Annotated in this window: 19 protein-coding genes; 7 read left to right on the top strand and 12 right to left on the bottom strand. The window is 32.5% G+C overall.

The genetic code is table 11. From position 1 onward, the window contains the following. Positions 1 to 143: 143 nt before the first annotated feature. The 5 genes from ACMT7R_RS07790 to ACMT7R_RS07770 form a co-directional block, all read right to left on the bottom strand. Positions 144 to 743: a hypothetical protein gene (locus ACMT7R_RS07790; RefSeq protein ID WP_415311051.1), complete on the bottom strand. Its 600-nt coding sequence runs from the start codon at positions 741 to 743 to the stop codon at positions 144 to 146. 454 nt (positions 744 to 1,197) lie between these two features. Then, positions 1,198 to 1,422, bottom strand: a complete 225-nt coding sequence (locus ACMT7R_RS07785) for a hypothetical protein (RefSeq protein WP_415311050.1) — start codon at positions 1,420 to 1,422, stop codon at positions 1,198 to 1,200. A 415-nt stretch (positions 1,423 to 1,837) separates the two neighbouring features. Then, positions 1,838 to 2,512: a YsnF/AvaK domain-containing protein gene (locus ACMT7R_RS07780; RefSeq protein ID WP_415311049.1), complete on the bottom strand. Its 675-nt coding sequence runs from the start codon at positions 2,510 to 2,512 to the stop codon at positions 1,838 to 1,840. Between the two features lie 978 nt (positions 2,513 to 3,490). Further along, positions 3,491 to 4,228, bottom strand: a complete 738-nt coding sequence (locus tag ACMT7R_RS07775; protein ID WP_415311048.1) for a YsnF/AvaK domain-containing protein — start codon at positions 4,226 to 4,228, stop codon at positions 3,491 to 3,493. Positions 4,229 to 5,022: 794 nt separating this feature from the next. Next, positions 5,023 to 5,316 (bottom strand): hypothetical protein, encoded by a 294-nt coding sequence (locus ACMT7R_RS07770; RefSeq protein ID WP_415311047.1) that lies wholly within the window; start codon positions 5,314 to 5,316, stop codon positions 5,023 to 5,025. 461 nt (positions 5,317 to 5,777) lie between these two features. Here ACMT7R_RS07770 and ACMT7R_RS07765 point away from each other — a divergent pair, with 461 nt between their 5' ends. The 3 genes from ACMT7R_RS07765 (at position 5,778) to ACMT7R_RS07755 (ending at position 9,088) form a co-directional block, all read left to right on the top strand. Then, on the top strand, positions 5,778 to 6,491 hold the full coding sequence (locus ACMT7R_RS07765; RefSeq protein ID WP_415311046.1) for a DUF2382 domain-containing protein: 714 nt from the start codon (positions 5,778 to 5,780) through the stop codon (positions 6,489 to 6,491). A gap of 33 nt (positions 6,492 to 6,524) precedes the next feature. Beyond that, positions 6,525 to 7,274: a DUF2382 domain-containing protein gene (locus ACMT7R_RS07760; RefSeq protein ID WP_415311045.1), complete on the top strand. Its 750-nt coding sequence runs from the start codon at positions 6,525 to 6,527 to the stop codon at positions 7,272 to 7,274. 386 nt (positions 7,275 to 7,660) lie between these two features. Continuing rightward, complete coding sequence (locus ACMT7R_RS07755) at positions 7,661 to 9,088, top strand: glycosyltransferase (protein WP_415311044.1); 1,428 nt, start codon at positions 7,661 to 7,663, stop codon at positions 9,086 to 9,088. A gap of 80 nt (positions 9,089 to 9,168) precedes the next feature. Here the strand turns inward: ACMT7R_RS07755 and ACMT7R_RS07750 are convergent, their stop codons facing one another. After that, positions 9,169 to 9,495 carry a hypothetical protein gene (locus tag ACMT7R_RS07750; protein WP_415311043.1) on the bottom strand — a complete coding sequence of 109 codons (327 nt, stop codon included), beginning with the start codon at positions 9,493 to 9,495 and terminating at the stop codon, positions 9,169 to 9,171. 397 nt (positions 9,496 to 9,892) lie between these two features. Between ACMT7R_RS07750 and ACMT7R_RS07745 the strand changes: the two genes are divergently transcribed. Beyond that, entirely contained in the window at positions 9,893 to 10,297 is a 405-nt protein-coding gene (locus ACMT7R_RS07745; protein WP_415311042.1) for a hypothetical protein, read from the top strand. 551 nt (positions 10,298 to 10,848) lie between these two features. Here the strand turns inward: ACMT7R_RS07745 and ACMT7R_RS07740 are convergent. Both ACMT7R_RS07740 and ACMT7R_RS07735 read right to left on the bottom strand, forming a co-directional pair. Beyond that, a complete protein-coding gene (locus tag ACMT7R_RS07740) occupies positions 10,849 to 11,268 on the bottom strand; it encodes a secondary thiamine-phosphate synthase enzyme YjbQ (protein WP_415311041.1) in 420 nt (139 codons plus the stop codon). Next, positions 11,258 to 11,728: an SgcJ/EcaC family oxidoreductase gene (locus ACMT7R_RS07735; protein ID WP_415311040.1), complete on the bottom strand. Its 471-nt coding sequence runs from the start codon at positions 11,726 to 11,728 to the stop codon at positions 11,258 to 11,260. The genes ACMT7R_RS07740 and ACMT7R_RS07735 overlap by 11 nt, the downstream gene beginning before the upstream one ends. Before the next feature lie 225 nt (positions 11,729 to 11,953). On the opposite strand from ACMT7R_RS07735, the gene ACMT7R_RS07730 reads away from it, so the two are divergent. Together ACMT7R_RS07730 and ACMT7R_RS07725 are read left to right on the top strand one after the other, a co-directional pair. Next, positions 11,954 to 12,814, top strand: coding sequence for an aldo/keto reductase (locus tag ACMT7R_RS07730; RefSeq protein WP_415311039.1), 861 nt, complete (start codon positions 11,954 to 11,956; stop codon positions 12,812 to 12,814). A 368-nt stretch (positions 12,815 to 13,182) separates the two neighbouring features. Next, positions 13,183 to 14,622: a dihydrolipoyl dehydrogenase family protein gene (locus ACMT7R_RS07725; RefSeq protein WP_415311038.1), complete on the top strand. Its 1,440-nt coding sequence runs from the start codon at positions 13,183 to 13,185 to the stop codon at positions 14,620 to 14,622. A 207-nt stretch (positions 14,623 to 14,829) separates the two neighbouring features. Here the strand turns inward: ACMT7R_RS07725 and ACMT7R_RS07720 are convergent, their stop codons facing one another. Beyond that, positions 14,830 to 15,024, bottom strand: coding sequence for a hypothetical protein (locus tag ACMT7R_RS07720; RefSeq protein ID WP_415311037.1), 195 nt, complete (start codon positions 15,022 to 15,024; stop codon positions 14,830 to 14,832). A gap of 523 nt (positions 15,025 to 15,547) precedes the next feature. Here ACMT7R_RS07720 and ACMT7R_RS07715 point away from each other — a divergent pair. Continuing rightward, positions 15,548 to 15,967 (top strand): hypothetical protein, encoded by a 420-nt coding sequence (locus ACMT7R_RS07715; RefSeq protein WP_415311036.1) that lies wholly within the window; start codon positions 15,548 to 15,550, stop codon positions 15,965 to 15,967. Positions 15,968 to 16,049: 82 nt separating this feature from the next. On the opposite strand, the gene ACMT7R_RS07710 is transcribed toward ACMT7R_RS07715, so the two are convergent. The 3 genes from ACMT7R_RS07710 to ACMT7R_RS07700 all read right to left on the bottom strand — a co-directional run bounded on the left by ACMT7R_RS07710 (position 16,050) and on the right by ACMT7R_RS07700 (position 18,816). Beyond that, positions 16,050 to 16,550, bottom strand: coding sequence for a hypothetical protein (locus ACMT7R_RS07710; protein WP_415311035.1), 501 nt, complete (start codon positions 16,548 to 16,550; stop codon positions 16,050 to 16,052). Positions 16,551 to 16,734: 184 nt separating this feature from the next. Continuing rightward, on the bottom strand, positions 16,735 to 17,682 hold the full coding sequence (locus ACMT7R_RS07705) for a hypothetical protein (RefSeq protein ID WP_415311034.1): 948 nt from the start codon (positions 17,680 to 17,682) through the stop codon (positions 16,735 to 16,737). Between the two features lie 414 nt (positions 17,683 to 18,096). Further along, positions 18,097 to 18,816, bottom strand: coding sequence for an SDR family oxidoreductase (locus ACMT7R_RS07700; RefSeq protein WP_415311033.1), 720 nt, complete (start codon positions 18,814 to 18,816; stop codon positions 18,097 to 18,099). Positions 18,817 to 18,938 lie beyond the last annotated feature (122 nt).

The raw sequence follows: 18,938 nt of genomic DNA, 5'->3' as shown, positions 1-18,938 counted from the left end.
TATAACAAATTATAAGAACATCGCTTGAATAATGTAAAAATACTTTTGATTTTGATGGTAAGGTTATAGATATTGGATTTAGATGATTCTTTAGTGGATATATCCATTAACAGACTTTTTCTTATAGCAGGAAAATTGTAGAACTATGAAATGCCAGCTTCTTCCTTTTTCAAAGGATCTGATACATCTTCTTTTGAATTTACCGGTTCTCTAACTTGTTTATCCGCATCCATCTCGGATTGAGTATCTTCTGTATTATTCACTACATACGAGGAAGGATTATCATTAGTAATGGTAATATCTGAATTAGCTTCATCTACTAAGGCTGCTCGTTCTTTTTGGACTTTCTTTTCAATTTCCATTTCTTCTGCCGTTGGTGGTATTAATGCCTCTTCCAAGGTATCGTCAACTGCGTTATCAATTACCGTATCAATCTTGGGAGCATCGAACTTTGGTGATTTATTCTCCAATTCAGTATTATCTGTACCCATATCATTTGGATCTCTTTTAAAATATTTTTTATATTTGCTGGTAGCCTCGTCTTCTGAGATTCTGAAGCGTAATACCTTTCCATCGTAGCTTGCAACAATGCTTTGCGGGATACTAAAAATTTCCTTGTTTACAATACCTTTCTGAGTTAGGATTAGTCCATTAGAAACCTCTTGGACTTCACCCAGATCATAATCATTTAATCCTCTTGCTTCCTTTTTAATAACATCTGTCCAGTCTATATTTGAACTCATACTATTACTATCTAAACATATTATAAATATATCAACAAAAGCTATGGGAAAAACGGAGTATAAATGTCGATTTAACTATAGTTTCGTACTACTAGGCCAGACAGCGGAGGCAGTAGTGGTAGCAATGGTAGCAGCAACAAATTCCATATGATCAGTACTCATAATTATTTTAATGAATTAAGACCAATACATCTAATGAGGTTAAACATTAAGCATTACTGTGTAAGATTACATTATATCCAATATTTAAAATCGCAATCCATGTATTCAATAATTAGTTTCAATCCAAACTTATTCTCCTTTTGATATCATGGTAGTAATTTCTAATGCATGAAGGTGAGTCAAAATTCATTTCTAAAGTATGTTTGCTCATACAATATGAAAGGATAAAGGCAATGGTGGGAAGAAAACTCATGAAAGAATATACTATTTAATAGCAAGAAAGTGATCTTCTTCAATTAATCTTTCTAGATTCTAAAGTCTTAAGAATTTGATCTACTTTTTGCTCTAAATTAGATATACGTGATTCAAGGTCTTTAATAGTAGTCAGGTTGATCGAGTTATGTAACGAAGGTACTAGTTCCTTCAGCTTATCTTGTATTTCCTTTATAGCTTTATTATTTTCTGATGTTATAGCAGGTCCAGAAGAATCAGAATCTATGTCACTAACGTAATTCATAACGTGATTAACAGTACAAAATGATTTAAGACTTTTATAGATGAGAAAAAATTTCATCCTACCCTATGCAAAATATATAACTAAAACTAAGATATTCTATATCGCTTTTATTTCTAATTGCTTGTATTCTAAGAAAATATATTTAGTAGCAATATGCACCGTTGGTATTTAACTATAGCGCAATTATGTATAGTATTTGATACAGTAACTTGGCGTTATATTGACCAATGCATACTATTGACCACTGAACAATTTACCGCCTCCTTCTTTGATTTAGAAGCCTATTAATTAGCATTTGAACGCCTCTACTAGCTAAATACGACACTATCCATCTTCTTACGGGCATGAGTATAACTGCACCTCTCTATATCGCGATATTGTATGTAAATTTCCAAAAAATAAATAATCCATTATCTTATCTTAAATCTTCTGTATCAATCCTTTCAGAGGTTACCTCTTCTTTGACCTCTCTTGTCTCCGTAACTGGTTTTTTTGTGACTGCAATCTCTTCTTTTACATATGGAGTTTTAGTTACTTCAACTTCTTCTTTTTTGACTGGAATGCTTATCTCTTGTGTTGAAGTTACAGGACCCTCAGAAGCAACTTGACCATCTCCGCCTGAAGGTGCCCGTTTTTCTATCGATACTTCCTCATGAGTTACTGGGACTTTTATAGTCTTAGTCTCAGTCACAGGCCTCTTTGTTATTGTGGCTTGTTGCTCCTGAACATTTTTTGACACGTCAAGTCTTTCTTCTTTCAAAGGACTCGTTTCTATTACCTTCTGTACGTTATCCTGCGTTGTCATATCTTGTTCTGTATTTATCGTTGTTGCTGTTGCTGATGCTGATTCTACCTCAGACCCCTGACGATACTTATTTAGCATATCATCTTCTGATATGCTAAACCTTACAATATCACCGTCATAGCTTTCAGCCAACCCCTGAGGTATTAGAAACCTTTCCTTGTTGATGATGCCCCTCTGCAGCAAAACAAATCCATTTGATACATCCTGCACTTCTCCAAAATCCTCGCCGTTTAAACCCTCGGCTTCCTTTTTAATAGCATCACTCCAATCAATATTTGAACTCATACAATAATTTATACAACAAAGTATTAATACATAAACAAATTAATACTTGAAATGGTAATGAGTAATAGTAATAGTAATACCTACCACGAAGCCATATTATACCAATATACCTTATACCTCATTTTTGAATCATTATCATGAAAATAAATGTCCACTTTGCATTTTGCCATCATGGTATTTATGCGTGTTATAAATATACTCGAAAGTAGTCACAACGGGTGATTAGTTATCTCATTTTTTCAGATAATAAAGATGAGTGTATTTTACAACCAAATTAATAGATAAATAAGATATTAAGGAAGCGATAGCCGATGAAACTGTTGTTGACTCAATGGCTGAATAATTTGAATTGAGTAACTGGATCATAAGAATAAATCTTGTAATATTATTTATACTGTCAAATACCGAACTAACAAGAAGGATCCTAATCCAAATATGTTTTAATAGTCTAAAGTTATACCGTCCAGATCGTCTCTTCGTATAGTTTTTCTTGTTATCATTGTGAAAGAGAAGTGCAAAAATTGTTTTATATGCTATGAAACCTACTGTAACCGTTAGTGCAGAGTTTACAATCGAATCAACGGCTTGATCTACTAAAAAATGTGAAACAATTATGCTAAACGTCAAGCCTACAAAGCCTGAAATAAGTAAATTTTTGTTTAAAGAAATGACATTGTAGTATCTAAAATAAGCCCTGGATAATAAACGCTTTATATTATATGGCTTAGTTTTCACCTATTTCAATTAGACTATATTTAATATGCTATTTAACCTACTAATATTTTATATATTCAAAATATCTTAAAAATTAATGAAGGCATATGACAAAAATTACATTTTGACTTTTGGTAGATACAGATGTCAAAAATATCAAATCAATGAAAGAATGGATTACAAGATCCCTGGATAATTTTCAAACAAAAAAAACGAAAAATTTGATTTTGGTAAAATTATTCTAAAACAAAATTATAATGTCATTCATTCTGTCGTGTTGATATACTCCATTTCTTCATTCATTACTTCTCCTGATATGTTTTTTGTTTCCGTTACCGGTTTTTTCTTTAATACTATTTCTTCTTTGACAAAAGATCTTTTAGTGATGACTGGTTCTTCTCTTTTTACTGGTATCAACAATTCAATCTTCGAATATATAGCAGGTTCATTGTCATCTTCCTTCTCATCCTCTAAAGATGCAGTGTTATTTGCACTAGGAACAGAGACGGATTTGCTATTATAAGTATTAAAATTGTTACTGATTGTTATTTTCTCGGCTGTAATTTTTTCATGCATCAATGTGATTTGTATAGTTTTTGTTTCCCTTAAAGGTTCTTTTGTTATTTTAACATTATCCTCTATTATTTTTTTGGTTACTTTCAAGTCCTCCCCAATTAGTGGAACTAAAGTTTCTTCCTCTTTTTGCACGCTTGACTCAACTGGCTGCATTACAGAGTCGGTGTTGATATTAACATTATCTTCCTTTAACATAAAAGCTGATGCATCTGACTCGTCTAATAGAAAGTTCAAAAATACACCATTAAAGGACTTTACAGCAGACTTTGGAAGTTTATATCTTTTTTTGGTAAGACCTCCCATTTCAGTGATGATATATTCTTGTTCTATTTGTTTAATAGTTCCAAGGTCCAGGCCGTTTTCACCCATTGCTTCTTTTTCCATTACTTTGTCCCAATCAATATCCTCATCATGAACTGATGACATATATTGTATAATTTAACAAATTATATATTCCACATAGTAGACATATTATTTGTCAAAGGAAATTATTATCCATACCACCAGAATTTTAGAAAATTACGTCGATCTTTGTCTTTTTAACAATTCAAATTCGCTTTCGCTGAATAACGAAATATTAACTATATTTGCTTAATACTGTATTGTTCAGAAATTAAAACATATACTTTAAGAATCATTATTTCCTAAGACGCAGAACGATTTAGTTAAGTATTTGTGCTTTCAAATGATTAGATCAATTTATTCCATCATAATATTCAAAAAATTCGTATCAAATTGTTATCTTCTAAATGAGAAAAGTAATAGTAAATGATATTCAATTTAATCTCATTGTGGGTTTGTAGCGCCATAAAAACAATGTTGAACGGTCCTAAATAAAAATAAATATGAATACGAATGTAAATGCACTATCTAAAGCAACTCTAATATATCAAGTTCCTTTTCTTATAGGAGGAACAACAACAGGTATTATTATAGATTCTTATTTGCCGTAGTGGTAAATGGCATAATTTGGCTTGTTATTAACTAGTATTATTGGTATCATACTTACTCTAAAGATGAAATATGTTTTTCAAAAAAATATATTAGTAATAGAAACTAAACCAAGAAGCTGTAATATCGCGCTTGATCTAAATTGATAGTAACTTATTTTCATTAAGATAATTAGTTTAGTACTTGTTGATATACGAGGAATAATCCTCCAGTGGTAGACCTAGTAATATCCCATTAAAATACTGAACATACATGAAAGTGATAATCAATTATTGTGATTGTACGTTAGAAGACGATGACTGTTTAGTGGTATCTACTACAGAATCCTTAAACTCTAGAGCTTTTTCTTTTGCCTTATCTAGCACTCCATCATTTTTGCCATTATGATTTTTCGAATGATCTCTTTTCTTTTGCACTTCATATTGCATATATTCTAAATTCTTGGATGTAATTCTAATTGGATAGGAGTCAAAGGTGATCTCGTGCATATCCTCTGTTTTTACTTTTATTTTCTTTATTTCTTTTTTATTAAGCTCAGAATATTCTTCTATTATTTTTATCAATAACTAAAGGTGCACATCACAGTTAATATATATATTAAAATCTTAAGTAAAACAACCGTAATTGTTCAATATTTTTCTAATTGTTTTTATTGATTGCAAGGTTAGCTAGCCTATTGAGATATCTTTTTTGTTTGTGGTTTGTTAACTGGTTTTTGTAACTTTGTAGTACTTATACGAATAATTTTTTTGAAAAATTGTCAATTTCAATGGCCAAATTGATGTGATTTTTTTTGGAGGTTCCACTAAAGACTATATTTACATGATCAAAAAAATGATATCCTACTATACTATCTTGCGTCTGCTTTAATGGCAACCGACAATCAATGATGTGTATATTACTACCACAGTTAAATAACATAACAAGTTTTATCCTTAAATAATTACATAAATTAATAAAAAAAATTATATCTCATAATACCAAAAATATACAATATTATAAATAATAATGTAATAATATATTTGTGACTGATAATTCAAAAATCCCTTCCAGTAGTGAAATTCCATCAAATCTAGATAATGTTCCTTCCATTAATACCCCATTACAGCAAAAAGAGGAAATAATAGAGAAAATCCCTGTATATGAAGAAGATTTCAGCATTAGCAAAGAAGTTACAAAGACTCAATTGCATTTAGAAAAAAAATGGATCAATTCAACAAGCAAAATTGAAATTCCGACAAAACATGAGGAGATATTTATCAACGGACGTGAGCTTGACTCGTATTCTCATAATGAATTGATAGAGGTTTTTTCAAAAATAAAGGAAAAAATTTCAGAAGTGGTTCACCCACAGAAGAACGCAAATGATGAATCAAATAATAGTGGCCAAGATAGTAAACAATATCCAAATGATTTAGACATAAAAATCATGAGAAACGAAGAGCTAAATCATGAAAATAAAGCTGAGTCAGCATTACCACTAAAAAAATACACCGACCAGGAGACGGATAAGAACCAAATACAAGTTTCGAATAATATGGAAGAGGAAGAAGAAGAACAAGTAATTCCACTTTGGGGAGAGCAATTAATTATAGACAAGAAAATAGTCAAGATAGGCGAAGTAATCATAAAGAAATCCAAAATCTCTGAAAATCGTAAGTTGGATGTAGAAGTCAGAAATGAAAAAGTTACTGTGAAATACCCTGATGGTAACAAAGAAGAAATCACTGGAATCTAATAATAATATATAATATGTTATACAAAAAAGGTCGTGTCTGACAAGAAAGTGACAATAAATTCAAATTCAAAAAATAATATTAATTTTGATGACGCTTTAGATAAAGAAGCTGTCGGGATTGATGGACTAGATTTAGGAAAAGTAATTGAGATAGGAGATACATTTGTAGTTACTCAAAGAGGGCTAATAAATAAGAAAAAGTATCATCTACCAATTTCATCAATAGAAAGTTATGATGGCGAGTTCTTAAGTTTAAGGATCAATGAAAGTGATCTTAAAAGCTATGAACAAACTGAAGATACTATTTTTGAAGGTTATTCAGAATTTAAAGCCTCAGACATGTCACATGAAGTTCAGACAACCATTCCAATAATAGATGAGGAATTAGAAGTAACGAAAAAGACTATAGAAGAAAATGTGCAAGTAATAAAAGAGCCTATAAAGAAAACAAAAAGTGAAGAAATCGAATTAAGCTATGATAAAGTTACTATAATTAAAAGACCTGTCAACGTGGATATAAATAAAGCAACTGATACTATATCAGAAAGTACTCTCTCAACAATAAAAGTAGAAGAAGAACAAGAAGCTGGTATTACTGGCGATTCTAATAATGTGACTGAAATAATTATTGCTTTAGAAAGAGAAGAGCCTATCATCACTAAAAGATCTTTTGTCAAAGAAGAAATAGTATTAAAGAAAAAGCCAATATTTGAAACTAAAACTATAACAAGTGAATTGATACATGAACAAGTAAACTTCAATAGTAATGATTTCAAAAGTTGAAAGATTAGATATAATGGGAGTGTATAGTGCAACCAATAAAAATTTTTTATTGATTATGTCGTCTTCCATATTGTTTGTGTATTATTATTATAAGAGATTAAATTAATTGACAAAAAGCACATACGTTGTAATAACTAAAAACCCTTTAGCGGTTAACAAGATCCCACGGAGAATTGCAATATGTTTTGTTATCTTTTTGAGGAATCAGGGCAATATGTCCAGCATTGAATGTCTCATTACTGAAGACTCTATTGGTCATAAGAAACCAGTGGTGGTCTAATGTGACTATACAAACTTTAAGACAAATAAATATGTAAATGTTATCTACTATAACTTTTCAATTTCATCAGGATGTACAAATAATTATTATGTATATGCTATTTTCGATGACAATTTGTGCTTGTGCTTATTTATACAGACTATCTTATAGAGCACAATTTTCTATACCTGTCATCAGATCTGAAAAACAAAAATGGTTTTATCGATATAAATTAAAATCAAAAGGAACTTGGGCATATTCAATCATAAATAATCGTGGCATCAAGAGGTTTCAAAAACAAGAATCATCTCGTAAACATAAGAATGATGACAAAATCATGCTAGCAAGTACATTGTCAAACAAGTATCATGATTTGCCCTTTGTAAGCGTAGTAATTCCAGCAAGAAATGAGGAAAAATACATTGAACGTTGCATACTATCCTTGCTAAAACAAGATTATCCGGAGTTTGAAATTATTGTTATTGATGATAATTCAACTGATGCTACATCAAAGATATTGAAAAATATCATTGATGGCAACAACAACAACAACAACAATACGGTAAATACCTCTATTACCTCAATTATAGCGGCGGATCGACTTAGAATCATAACTTTAAAGAATAAACCTGATCAATGGACAGGAAAGACATGGGCTTCTCAAAAAGGATTCCTTTTAAGCAAAGGAGAAATTTTGCTTTTTACCGATGCAGATACATATTACTCTAAAAGAGATACAATACTACAAGCTGTGTTGTATATGAAAAGAGAAAAACTTGATGTATTGACTGGAATTCCTACCTCAGAGAGACTTACCAATTTTTGGTCAAAGATAACAAATCCAATGTGGGATCTCCTTGGCATACTATTTGGCGTTGGTTCAGTAGCTGAAGTAAACGATCCAAAATCAAAAATTGCTTATTTGATGGGCAGCTTCTTTCTCATTAAGCGACAAGTATTAATAAATATAGGAACATTTGAATCAGTTCGCGAAGAAATACAAGAAGATAAAGCACTCGGTATCATCATTAAAGAGAGAGGATATGAGCTGAGATTAGTTAAATTAAAAAATATGGTCTACACATTATGGGCTGATGATCTAACTACTCTATGGCATGGAATAGGAAGAACCATAGCACCTCTAATAATGAATAACAAATACAAGAGTATACTAAATTTATTGATCATCTTTTTTAGTTGCGTACTACCGTTTGTACTTTTTCCGATTACACTCTCCATTAGTATTCAACTTTTGACTGCATCTTATGTCCAAAGTGTTCAAGAAAAGTACTATCTTTTAGTGCTATATTTGCCTGTTTTAAGTTTGATTTTTTGCTTGTTTGTATTTGGTTTCTATTCAATGAAAAGAAGTACGAGAGGAATACCATTTGTATATACTTTAGGAGCCCCTTTTGGATCTGGGTTTGTCTTTATCGTCTGTTTTTACTATACTGCTATGTTACTTGTTTATGGAAAAACCAAGTCATTAACGTGGCAGGGCAGGCAATATACACACTCAAGAAACAATAAGGATATACACTACAAAATCAAATAGTATGCTCAAGCAAATCCAACCTATCCAAAAATTTTGTAAGAGTCAACATACAATAGAACTATAGAAAATGATTCACGCAGTCATTGGCTTGAGCCATTGACTATGTTTTGAATTCCTTCGAGTGTACCTTTAGTGGTATTTGATAATGCTTCGCCTGTTTCATTTACTGCATCGACTAATCCTTCAGTTATATTGCCAGCTGCATTACCAGTCCCATTTGCCACTCCAATCAATCCCTTTGTTACATTGCCTGTAGTTTCAGTGGTCCCATTTATAACAGATTGATTATCATCTCTCACTTGATCGGTTTGTGGTGTAATATTTTGGGCAAATACATAGATTTCTCCCCCTAATCCTACTAGAGATGTTAAACCAGCAAATAAGGTAAAAAGTATATTAATATTCATTGCATATTGTCTTGTTTTATCTTTCTTAAAGTTTTATTCGTCATATCAACATTTTTTCTAAAATGAATACTAAATGAGGTCTTTGTGAAATGATCACTTGATTACAAATCCAAATTTGTATGTACCAAATAATCCTTGCGTAAGAACGAGAAGGCCTAAGAAATTGATAATAACTTGCAATTAGGCAATTAATGATACAGTTAGATGCCTTCTGTCTATTTTTTTAGACATGATGAATAAAATATGCAATTCTAGACTTGCAAGACTATTAGAGTATTGCAGTTTGTAAGTAAATCACTAATATTTTTTTGATTCAATAAGAATTATGTGTATAACAATTACATATAATGAAACCAGAAGTAAAAGGAGGAACCTATTTTTAGTTACGATGTCCATAATGGTATTTGCAGCACTGATTTCAATATGTCATACTACGAACTTGACCTATGCATCTGTACAAGATAGCGATAACAAACGAAAGTTCATCATAAATGTAAATTTAGTAGACGATTTGAATGGTGAAACTAATAGTATATCTTTTGATACAGTCGATATATATGTTAAAGAATATCCTCGGTATGGTATTTTTGGCATCGATTTAGACGATGCGATGTACAGCAATAGCAATAATGGAGATTATTCTACTAAAATAGTAATACCCTCTGGTTTAATAGATGTCAATGAAGTCTTCCATATATGTTTAGAAGAAGTTGACAGTGATGAAGTAAATGATGAAAAGCATTGTTACGAACTAAAAAATATGCCTCAAAAAGCACCCGAAATTATCAAAATACTTGTATAAATTCCACTCATTATTTTACAATAATTTTCTTCTAGGCAGAAAGATGTTAATAAGTGTAAAATATCAAACATATCAAAAGATCATTAAGAGATCAAGTAATCGAGCATCCTGCGTATGTTATGTATGAGTAAATTCTCAAGCTGATTAAAGAGATCGTCTTGCTCTGAGTGTCTTTAGCTTTGATTCTGGCGGTGTAAATTGTACTGCATGATAAAATATGTAGATTATGATGCGGAAACCTGATGACTAATTCTTACAAAAACCCTATAAAAATGAAAAAGATAAAAAAGTAGAACATTGTATATACAAGTATGAAGTTCTATAAGATCACCTCAAACCTCAAGCTATTAATATATACAATAAAGTCAAAACTATTTACGAAATCAAAACGAATTGAAGCATAAATAACATCACAATTTCACATTCTCTTTTTGTTATTCTGGCTGGATAATTGCAACTTATCAGTTTTGACCCTTGATTCATATATACCATATCAAAGTAGCAAAATAGAATAGATAGCTCTGTTATACCTAGTCTCATATGAGAACATATCATTCACCTATTATCTTAACTAATACTCTCTTGTTTCTCATTCCATCAAATTCTCCATAAAATATCTGTTCCCATGGACCAAAGTCTAATTTACCGCTTGTAACTGCTATTACGACTTCACGTCCCATGATTTGTCGCTTTAAATGCGCATCAGCATTCTCCTCTCCAGTATCGTTATGACTATACTGTCCAATGGGTTCATGAGGAGCTAGTTTTTCTAACCACTTTTGAAAATCCCTATGCAGTCCTACTTCGTCATCATTTATGAATATGCTAGAGGAAATATGCATAGAATTTACCAAGCATAATCCCTCTTTGATTCCACTTTCTTTCAATGTTTTTTCAACTAGTGGTGTAATGTTAAGCAATTGAAACTTTGATGGTGTGTTGAACAAAAGATAGTCGGTTTTAAATTTCATGCCCCTCAATCCCATTAATCGTCATGTGGTCATGGATTAAATCGCTTCTATAATAGGTAGTTGTATAGTCCACAATATGTCTAAGAATAATCTTACAATCATGGATATTATTTTCTAAGGCAACAATAAGATCAGGCAATCCACATCTAGATGTAAGCAATTTACCATCGGGAGACTTGTTTCCAGTTGATTTCCATTCGACCTCTATTGCTACAAGACTATTTCTAATAAATCTGATTCTTTTTGATCTAGTAATTAAAGTCCCATTCTTCAGGACTGATTTGAATGAATATTCGTAAAGTCTTTTAATTTGATCCTTTCCCCTGACATGCTGACCCAATACATCAGTCCATTTGTCATCGTCAACAAACAAATTTGCAAAGTATTTAGAATCAGATCTATTCCAAGCATTAGTAAACTCTTCAATGGGTTTGTCTATAATTTGTATTTTTTCGTGCAAGCTATGATGCTATATCGCAATTATTTACTATGTATTTCTTTTGTTCATAAATAATTCATTGAATCAAGAGTTTGGAATATAGAATTTTATCAAGACTAACAAATTAAAGATAAATGAAGTGCAAGATGGTATTATGGATAATTAATAGGTACAAATAAGACCGGCTGTCAGCAAAAAAAAGACTATGAAAATGAACTTTAAGGATACAGGATTGAGATACATATCATGATTAAGCATAAATTTGGTTGCACTAACGTTGACGTTTCTGTTGTGGGGCAAGGTACATGGATGATTGAGAGAGATAATGACATTCAAAAATATGAATTTGTTACAAGATCCCTTCAATTAGGACTTGACTTAGGAATGACACATATAGATACTGCTGAAATGTATGGAAATGGTATAGTAGAGCAGTTGGTGGGTCAAGCCATTATGGGCCGAAGAGAAGAAGTGTTCCTTGTAAGCAAAGTCTTGCCGTCAAATGCTTCATATGAAGGCACAATAAGAGCGTGTAAGCGTAGCTTGAACCGATTAAAAACAAATTGGCTTGATCTTTATTTACTTCACTGGCCAAGTTTAGAATATTCGATTCATGAAACGATGCGCGCAATGGAAAAATTAGTAAAGGAAGGGCTAGTAAGCTTCATTGGAGTAAGCAACTTTGATGTGGAAGATTTAAAAAAAGCAGAAAGTGTTCTTCAAGACGAATCTATCGCATGTAATCAAGTTCTGTATCATCTAAATTCTCGAGGTATAGAAAGGAAGTTGCTTTCCTATTGTAATAGTAAAAATATAGCTGTAGTAGGATATTCGCCATTTGGACATGGCATTTTCCCATCACCAAATAGTAACAAGGGTCGACTCCTTGCAGAGATTGCAGAAAGACATCATAAAACAGTACATCAAGTAGCACTAAATTTTATGGTAAATCATACTAAGATCTTTACCATTCCCAAGGCCAACAATCCCGATCATGTTAAGGAGAATAGTGAAAGCACAGGTTGGAACCTAACTGCGGATGAGATAACAGAGATTAACAGAGTATTTCCCGTACCTACATTTGATGGGCCATTAGATATGATTTAGTATATAACTAGAAATACCAAAGTATCTTAAGACGAGTACTTTGAATAATAGTTAGAAATAATCTGCAGGTAGATTATCTAAAAGAAGGGCGCAGATAATTGCTTAACTTTATGATATCCGCTACACCATGTTCTAATACTTTATTAAAAAGAAATGAAATGCGGATTGATAAACTCTGGCAGTTTTAGAACATATGACAACCGAGTATAGATTGAGTGTATTAAAGCTCGGCTATTTATAAAAGCAGAATGATTCGATGTTAGAATATTGTTTGATGAAAACCTATCATCATTATCGGTAACCAGAAAATTTGACAAGGCTTTTTCTTTTTATAACTTGACTTTCTTATCTATATTGATGATTAACCATTGGACAAAACAACCATGTATGATTTAGTTGTAATAGGAACAGGAACAGCAGGGACTACAATAGCATTAAATTGTCGTTCTAAAGGCTTAAAAGTCGCCATTATTGATTCGATGCCATTTGGGGGTACTTGTGCTTTACGCGGTTGTGAACCAAAAAAGGTTCTTGTGGAAGCTGCAAAAACTATTGATTCAAACAAGAAACATGAAAATAAAGGGATATGTGTTACCGATCGAGTTTATATGAAATGGGATGAATTGATAAGATTTAAGAAATCTTTTACTGAACCCTTCCCAAAGGAGAGGGAAGACAGTTATATCAACGCTGGAATTATTCCTGTTCATGGCAAAGCAAAATTTATCGATAAAGATACAGTCAAATTGGAGTACATGAAAACGGATAAGAAGAATACCAATTCGCATAATGATATTTTAAAAGGTAAGCATATTGTAATAGCAACAGGAGCAAAACCAATGAATTTAAATGTCCCTGGTTCAGAGAATGTAATCACAAGTGACCAGTTTATGGATATTAAAAACCATCAATTACCTGAAAGTATTGTATTCATCGGTGGTGGATATATTTCATTTGAGTTTGCACATATTGCCGCCCGCTCAGGTGTCAAAAAAATTACAATTTTACATCGGGGTAAACAACCATTAAATCACTTTGATTCAGACCTTGTTAATCAGCTGATACAAAAGAGCAGGGACATCGGTATTGATATCCTTTTAGAAACGAACGTCGGCAGAATCGACAAATTGGTATCTGACGGCAAATTAGTTGTAAATTATTCTACAAGTTTAGAATCTTATCCAAGCGATAATCCGTCTTCAACATTAAAAACTGATATGGTAGTACATGGTGCTGGACGAATTCCCAATGTCGAAGAACTCGATCTGAAGGCAGGGGGAATAGAATATACACCTACAGGAGGAATAAAGGTGAATGAATATCTTCAAAGTATTTCTAATCCCATTGTATATGCAGCAGGGGATGTTGCGGCGAGTGGTGGTGCACCCTTGACTCCAGTAGCAAGCTATGATGGCAATATAGTATCACATAATATACTAAATGGAAATACCAGTAAATCAAATTATAATGGACTGCCCAGTGTTGTTTTTACTATCCCGCCAATTGCATCAGTGGGTTTAAATGAAAAGGAAGCAACAAAACAAGGACTACAATTTAGAACCAATTACAAAGACACCTCCAGCTGGTATTCTTCTAGACGTGTGGGAGAGACTCATTCTGGATTTAAGGTATTGATTGAAAAAGAAAGTGATAGAATTTTAGGAGCTCATATTTTAGGACCTCACGCAGAGGAAGTCATAAATATATTTTCAATAGCCATAAGGTTAGGTCTTACAGTAAAAGATCTTAATGATCCTATCCTTTATACTTATCCAACCAATTCATCTGATGTGATATATATGTTATAATATTCTTCGCAGTCTCTATCTATATTCAATAATTTGAAAAGAATGAATAAATATTGCACTAATCCGATAAAAAAAGAGAGACCGATCCTATCTCATGATTTTGGAATACTAAAAATATCTTACTAGTATTGACTATAGATAGGGCTTTTATTATCCTTCCATAATCAATATGTCCCCACGAATGAGGAATGGATCTAATTATAATCCTTATTTTGGTAACACGTTAATATGCCATCCATCTTCGAGAAATCTTATCAGACCTACCCCCATTAAGCAATTCATCAAGTCATCTGATTGTAATTTTGTAAAGTCATTTTCTGAGTTGCTAACAAAGCCGTATTTTTCCTCTTGACACTCTAATTCCAGTTCGTCCTCTCTAGTCTTTTTATATATTTGAAACAAGGGATTTCTCATGAACTCTTGTCATCTTGTTAGAAATAGAGTTTGTAATAATTCTACTGTAGAATCGACCATATGAATCTTCAAACAGTGAGGTATTTGTACTTGATTCAATCTCTCATCAGCTAAACAAATATTATAGCAGAAAAGCACCGATTGATATTCGCTTTGTATAAGATGATTCACATTCTCAATTGATTAATGATCCACTCCATAATGAATCAAATCTCTATTCTTTCAAGTTGTCTTCTGAATTTCTATAAACTTCATTTTAGTTATTTGAGTTGATTGTCAAATTCTATTGTTATTGCTATTTCTACCTTGTTCATGAATCTATGTTTATCAATATCACTGTATTACCAATCAAGGATATTTACCAGGCTCATTTCCTCTATCTACTACCTATTTGTCAAAAGACATAGTCTTATATAGTTTCTTGATTACGTTGGTAATAATGATAAAATATTCTTTGTTACTATATATTGTCTCTATATTTATTATATCTATAATATATTACAATCCTGGTTTGGTTAACCCCGTTTATTCTCAATCAGGCGAAGGACTAGAAATTACACCTATAATTCAATGGAGTGATAATGTGGAAGGTGATTTTAGTTATTGTGTATATGAAGGCAATGTAACTCTCGAATCGAATAATGATCCTCAAGCATTTTGCATAATACCCACTGCAGATTTATTTTTTGAAAATATGCAGTCTATTGTAGATGACGGTATTAATACCTACCAGTTAAGCCAAATAGAGACGCCGCCGGGTCTGTTTAAAGATGGTGCACCTTATTCTGTTTGTGTAGCTTTTACTCCATCCTCACAAGATGCGGGTTTTAATTTGGTAGAAAGTTGTCAGCAATTTACAAACAAAAAGGGAGACAATCCTGAAGAACCCTTTATTAATCTTGATGGAGAGGTATTTTCTACAGATAATTGATTATGTTCCTTTCTAAAGTTTAATCTTTCTGGATGGGGGCCTAACCATGCTCTTGTCTCATTTGTTGTTATCATAATATTTTTTATTTTTGATCAACAATAAATCTCCATCCATAGTTATTTTCTAATAATTGTAACAAGATCGGATCGCCATCGCTAAACATCTTAAAATTAGTAACATTTAGCCGTTCTAAATCTTTGAAAAAGTTTTCAAATCCAGCAGGAATATATAAGAACAACAATTTTCCCTCGCTGTTGTCATGAAGTTTCTTATAGCAAAGTGGTAGATCAATTTCGAATTTCAAAATCGTTCCTTGATTTACTTTTTTAGTTTCATAATTATAGACAAAAACGAATTCTCCCTCAAGAACATACACTACAACTGATTCTCTACTTCTAATATGCAAAGGAATTTCAGATTCTTCTCCGGATGGAAATTTGGCCTCGATAAGAGAATAGCTATTTTGAGTCTGATTGCCTGACACAAGAATTCGATATCTAACTCCGTTCAAAATATAATATTTATCAAAATTGTTTGCGATTTTATTAGAACTAGGAAAATTAATTTTTGTATCGTCAATCATTAATGAATATTTCTAATCCGAATGATAAAAATTTTCTTAAATAATGAATATTAACAAGCATGATACCAAAACTAATTGCGGTAGAAAATATTTTTGTTCAGTAATTCGAGATTCTCCATCAAGTTTGATAAATATTTTAATTGAATTAATTCTGCATAAAATTGAACTAAAAAAGATAGAGATGTTAATCTTGTGCTAATGCATTCTTTCCACTGTTTATTTGGTTTTGGAAACTAACATTGTCACAAGATACTATTGCATCCTCGCCGGATACACACTGTGCATTTTGTTCATTATCTTGATTTTGGCCTATTCCCTGATTGGAGCGATTTCCGTTATCGTCGTCATCATCTCCACCATTCTGAGCTGCTGCGTTGTTGCCAGAATTCTCTTGGTTCTGAAGGCTTATGTTATTGCAGGAGTTACCCAAACTGCCACCTGCTACACATTGTGAGTTTTGACGAGAGGATTGAGATTGGCCTATTCCCTGATTGGAGCGATTTCCGTTATCGTCGTCATCATCTCCACCATTCTGAGCTGCTGCGTTGTTGCCAGAATTCTCTTGGTTCTGAAGGCTTATGTTATTGCAGGAGTCATTTGTGTCACCGCCTGATACACATTGTGAGTTTTGACGAGAGGATTGAGATTGGCCTATTCCCTGATTGGAGCGATTTCCGTTATCGTCGTCGTTATCTCCACCATTCTGAGCTGCTGCGTTGTTGCCAGAATTCTCTTGGTTCTGAAGGCTTATGTTATTGCAGGAGTCATTTGTGTCACCGCCTGATACACATTGTGAGTTTTGACGAGAGGATTGAGATTGGCCTATTCCCTGATTGGAGCGATTTCCGTTATCGTCGTCGTTATCATTGTCGTCATCGTCATCGTCATCGATTGTTTTAGATCCAAAATCACCATCATAATCTTCACCATAGTGAACTCTTAGATTCTTGTCACATGCTTCTTCATGATCTTCATAATAATCTTCATCATCTTTACATTGTTCACTATCTACCCCATAGTGTGCAAATGCGCTTTGAAAGTTGGATGCCGCGGCTGGTCCGAGCGTCATCAAAACAGCAAATACTGCTACAACTAATACTGCAGTTAATTTTGTGTCAATTGACTTTAACATTTTATTCTTGCTTTCTTTTGCAATAATATATGATATAATAATTTTTGAATATACTTTGCAAATTTAATTCTAGTTAATATTTTTATAACAAATTTCTATAATTTTCTTATGAAACTTAATTCGTTCTACAAAATAACCGGGTTGAGATTTAATATAGAAGGATATTCTAGTTGCTGAATAATCTTGACTTTATTAATACTCCATGAACTTTACGAGTGGCTGTAAGTATTACTTAATCTCACCATTAATTTGCATTTGTTGTGAATATTTGAACACCCCACTAAACTGTCCGTCTTATATTACAAACAATATGCATAAACTGGCATGAATGCATTCATTATTGATGATCATTATCATTAATTATTTTTTTGTCTAACTTGTTTTTCTAAAAATGTTTTCTATCATAATCGGTCATTACCAAGGAACAGGTTTTTGATCATGATAGAATCCCCCGCTAGGACCATTGTCCGGAAGTGTTGCAGCCCAAATTATCCCTTTACAACCCTCTACTACTGAACGTCCACCCCTTCCACCCATATCCGTTTCTACCCAACCAGGATCAATTGAATTGACAAGTATATTCACCCCTTTCAATTCTGATGCCAATTTTCTTGTTAATGCATTGAGAGCTACCTTAGATATGCCATATGCTGGAGTACCTCCTTCCATATAGTATAGTGAACCTGCGCCACTCGATACATTAACAATTCGTCCATATTGATTTTTCTTCATTAATGGAATGAATGCTTGACATACGGACCATGGACCAAATAGATTTGTTGTCAACGCATTATTAACCAAATCTAAATCTGCATTTACGGTAGACTGATCTTCATCGAATAGAATTGCGGCGTTATTGATCAAAATATCAAGGCGGCCATATTCTTGTTCTACTTGACTATATGCGTTTATTATGCTATTTTTGTCAGTTACGTCTAATTGGTAAAATACTATATCTAACCCCTTCGCTGCTAGTATTCTTGTTGCGATTTTGCCTTTAGATGGATCACGTGAGGTCAGTATAACAGTTAAACCTAGTTCCGAAAGCTGTTTACAAGTCTCAAACCCTATGCCGCGGTTGGCTCCCGTTACCAATGCAATTTTTTTGCTTTTTGCTGTTCTGCTTGTATCCATAATAGCCAATTACAAAGTAGTTATTAGTATTAAAATACTATAAGGTATACGACCATTTTCAAGGAAATATAATACGACTAACTTCCTGTATATTACTTATTCTTTGTAGATGCAGGATAATC

Source organism: Candidatus Nitrosocosmicus sp. FF01, assembly GCF_047711275.1.
In the GTDB taxonomy this organism is placed as follows: Archaea; Thermoproteota; Nitrososphaeria; order Nitrososphaerales; family Nitrososphaeraceae; genus Nitrosocosmicus.
Note: the sequence above shows the minus strand (reverse complement) of the source record. Positions and strands in the feature narration are given on the sequence as shown.

Coding starts and splice junctions, on each gene's coding strand:
- ACMT7R_RS07755 (WP_415311044.1), top strand. CDS start 7,661: ATGACAATTTGTGCTTGTGCTTATTTATACAGACTATCTTATAGAGCA.
- ACMT7R_RS07710 (WP_415311035.1), bottom strand. CDS start 16,550: ATGATTGACGATACAAAAATTAATTTTCCTAGTTCTAATAAAATCGCA.
- ACMT7R_RS07790 (WP_415311051.1), bottom strand. CDS start 743: ATGAGTTCAAATATAGACTGGACAGATGTTATTAAAAAGGAAGCAAGA.
- ACMT7R_RS07740 (WP_415311041.1), bottom strand. CDS start 11,268: ATGAAATTTAAAACCGACTATCTTTTGTTCAACACACCATCAAAGTTT.
- ACMT7R_RS07780 (WP_415311049.1), bottom strand. CDS start 2,512: ATGAGTTCAAATATTGATTGGAGTGATGCTATTAAAAAGGAAGCCGAG.
- ACMT7R_RS07750 (WP_415311043.1), bottom strand. CDS start 9,495: ATGAATATTAATATACTTTTTACCTTATTTGCTGGTTTAACATCTCTA.
- ACMT7R_RS07785 (WP_415311050.1), bottom strand. CDS start 1,422: ATGAATTACGTTAGTGACATAGATTCTGATTCTTCTGGACCTGCTATA.
- ACMT7R_RS07745 (WP_415311042.1), top strand. CDS start 9,893: ATGGTATTTGCAGCACTGATTTCAATATGTCATACTACGAACTTGACC.
- ACMT7R_RS07705 (WP_415311034.1), bottom strand. CDS start 17,682: ATGTTAAAGTCAATTGACACAAAATTAACTGCAGTATTAGTTGTAGCA.
- ACMT7R_RS07775 (WP_415311048.1), bottom strand. CDS start 4,228: ATGTCATCAGTTCATGATGAGGATATTGATTGGGACAAAGTAATGGAA.
- ACMT7R_RS07730 (WP_415311039.1), top strand. CDS start 11,954: ATGATTAAGCATAAATTTGGTTGCACTAACGTTGACGTTTCTGTTGTG.
- ACMT7R_RS07700 (WP_415311033.1), bottom strand. CDS start 18,816: ATGGATACAAGCAGAACAGCAAAAAGCAAAAAAATTGCATTGGTAACG.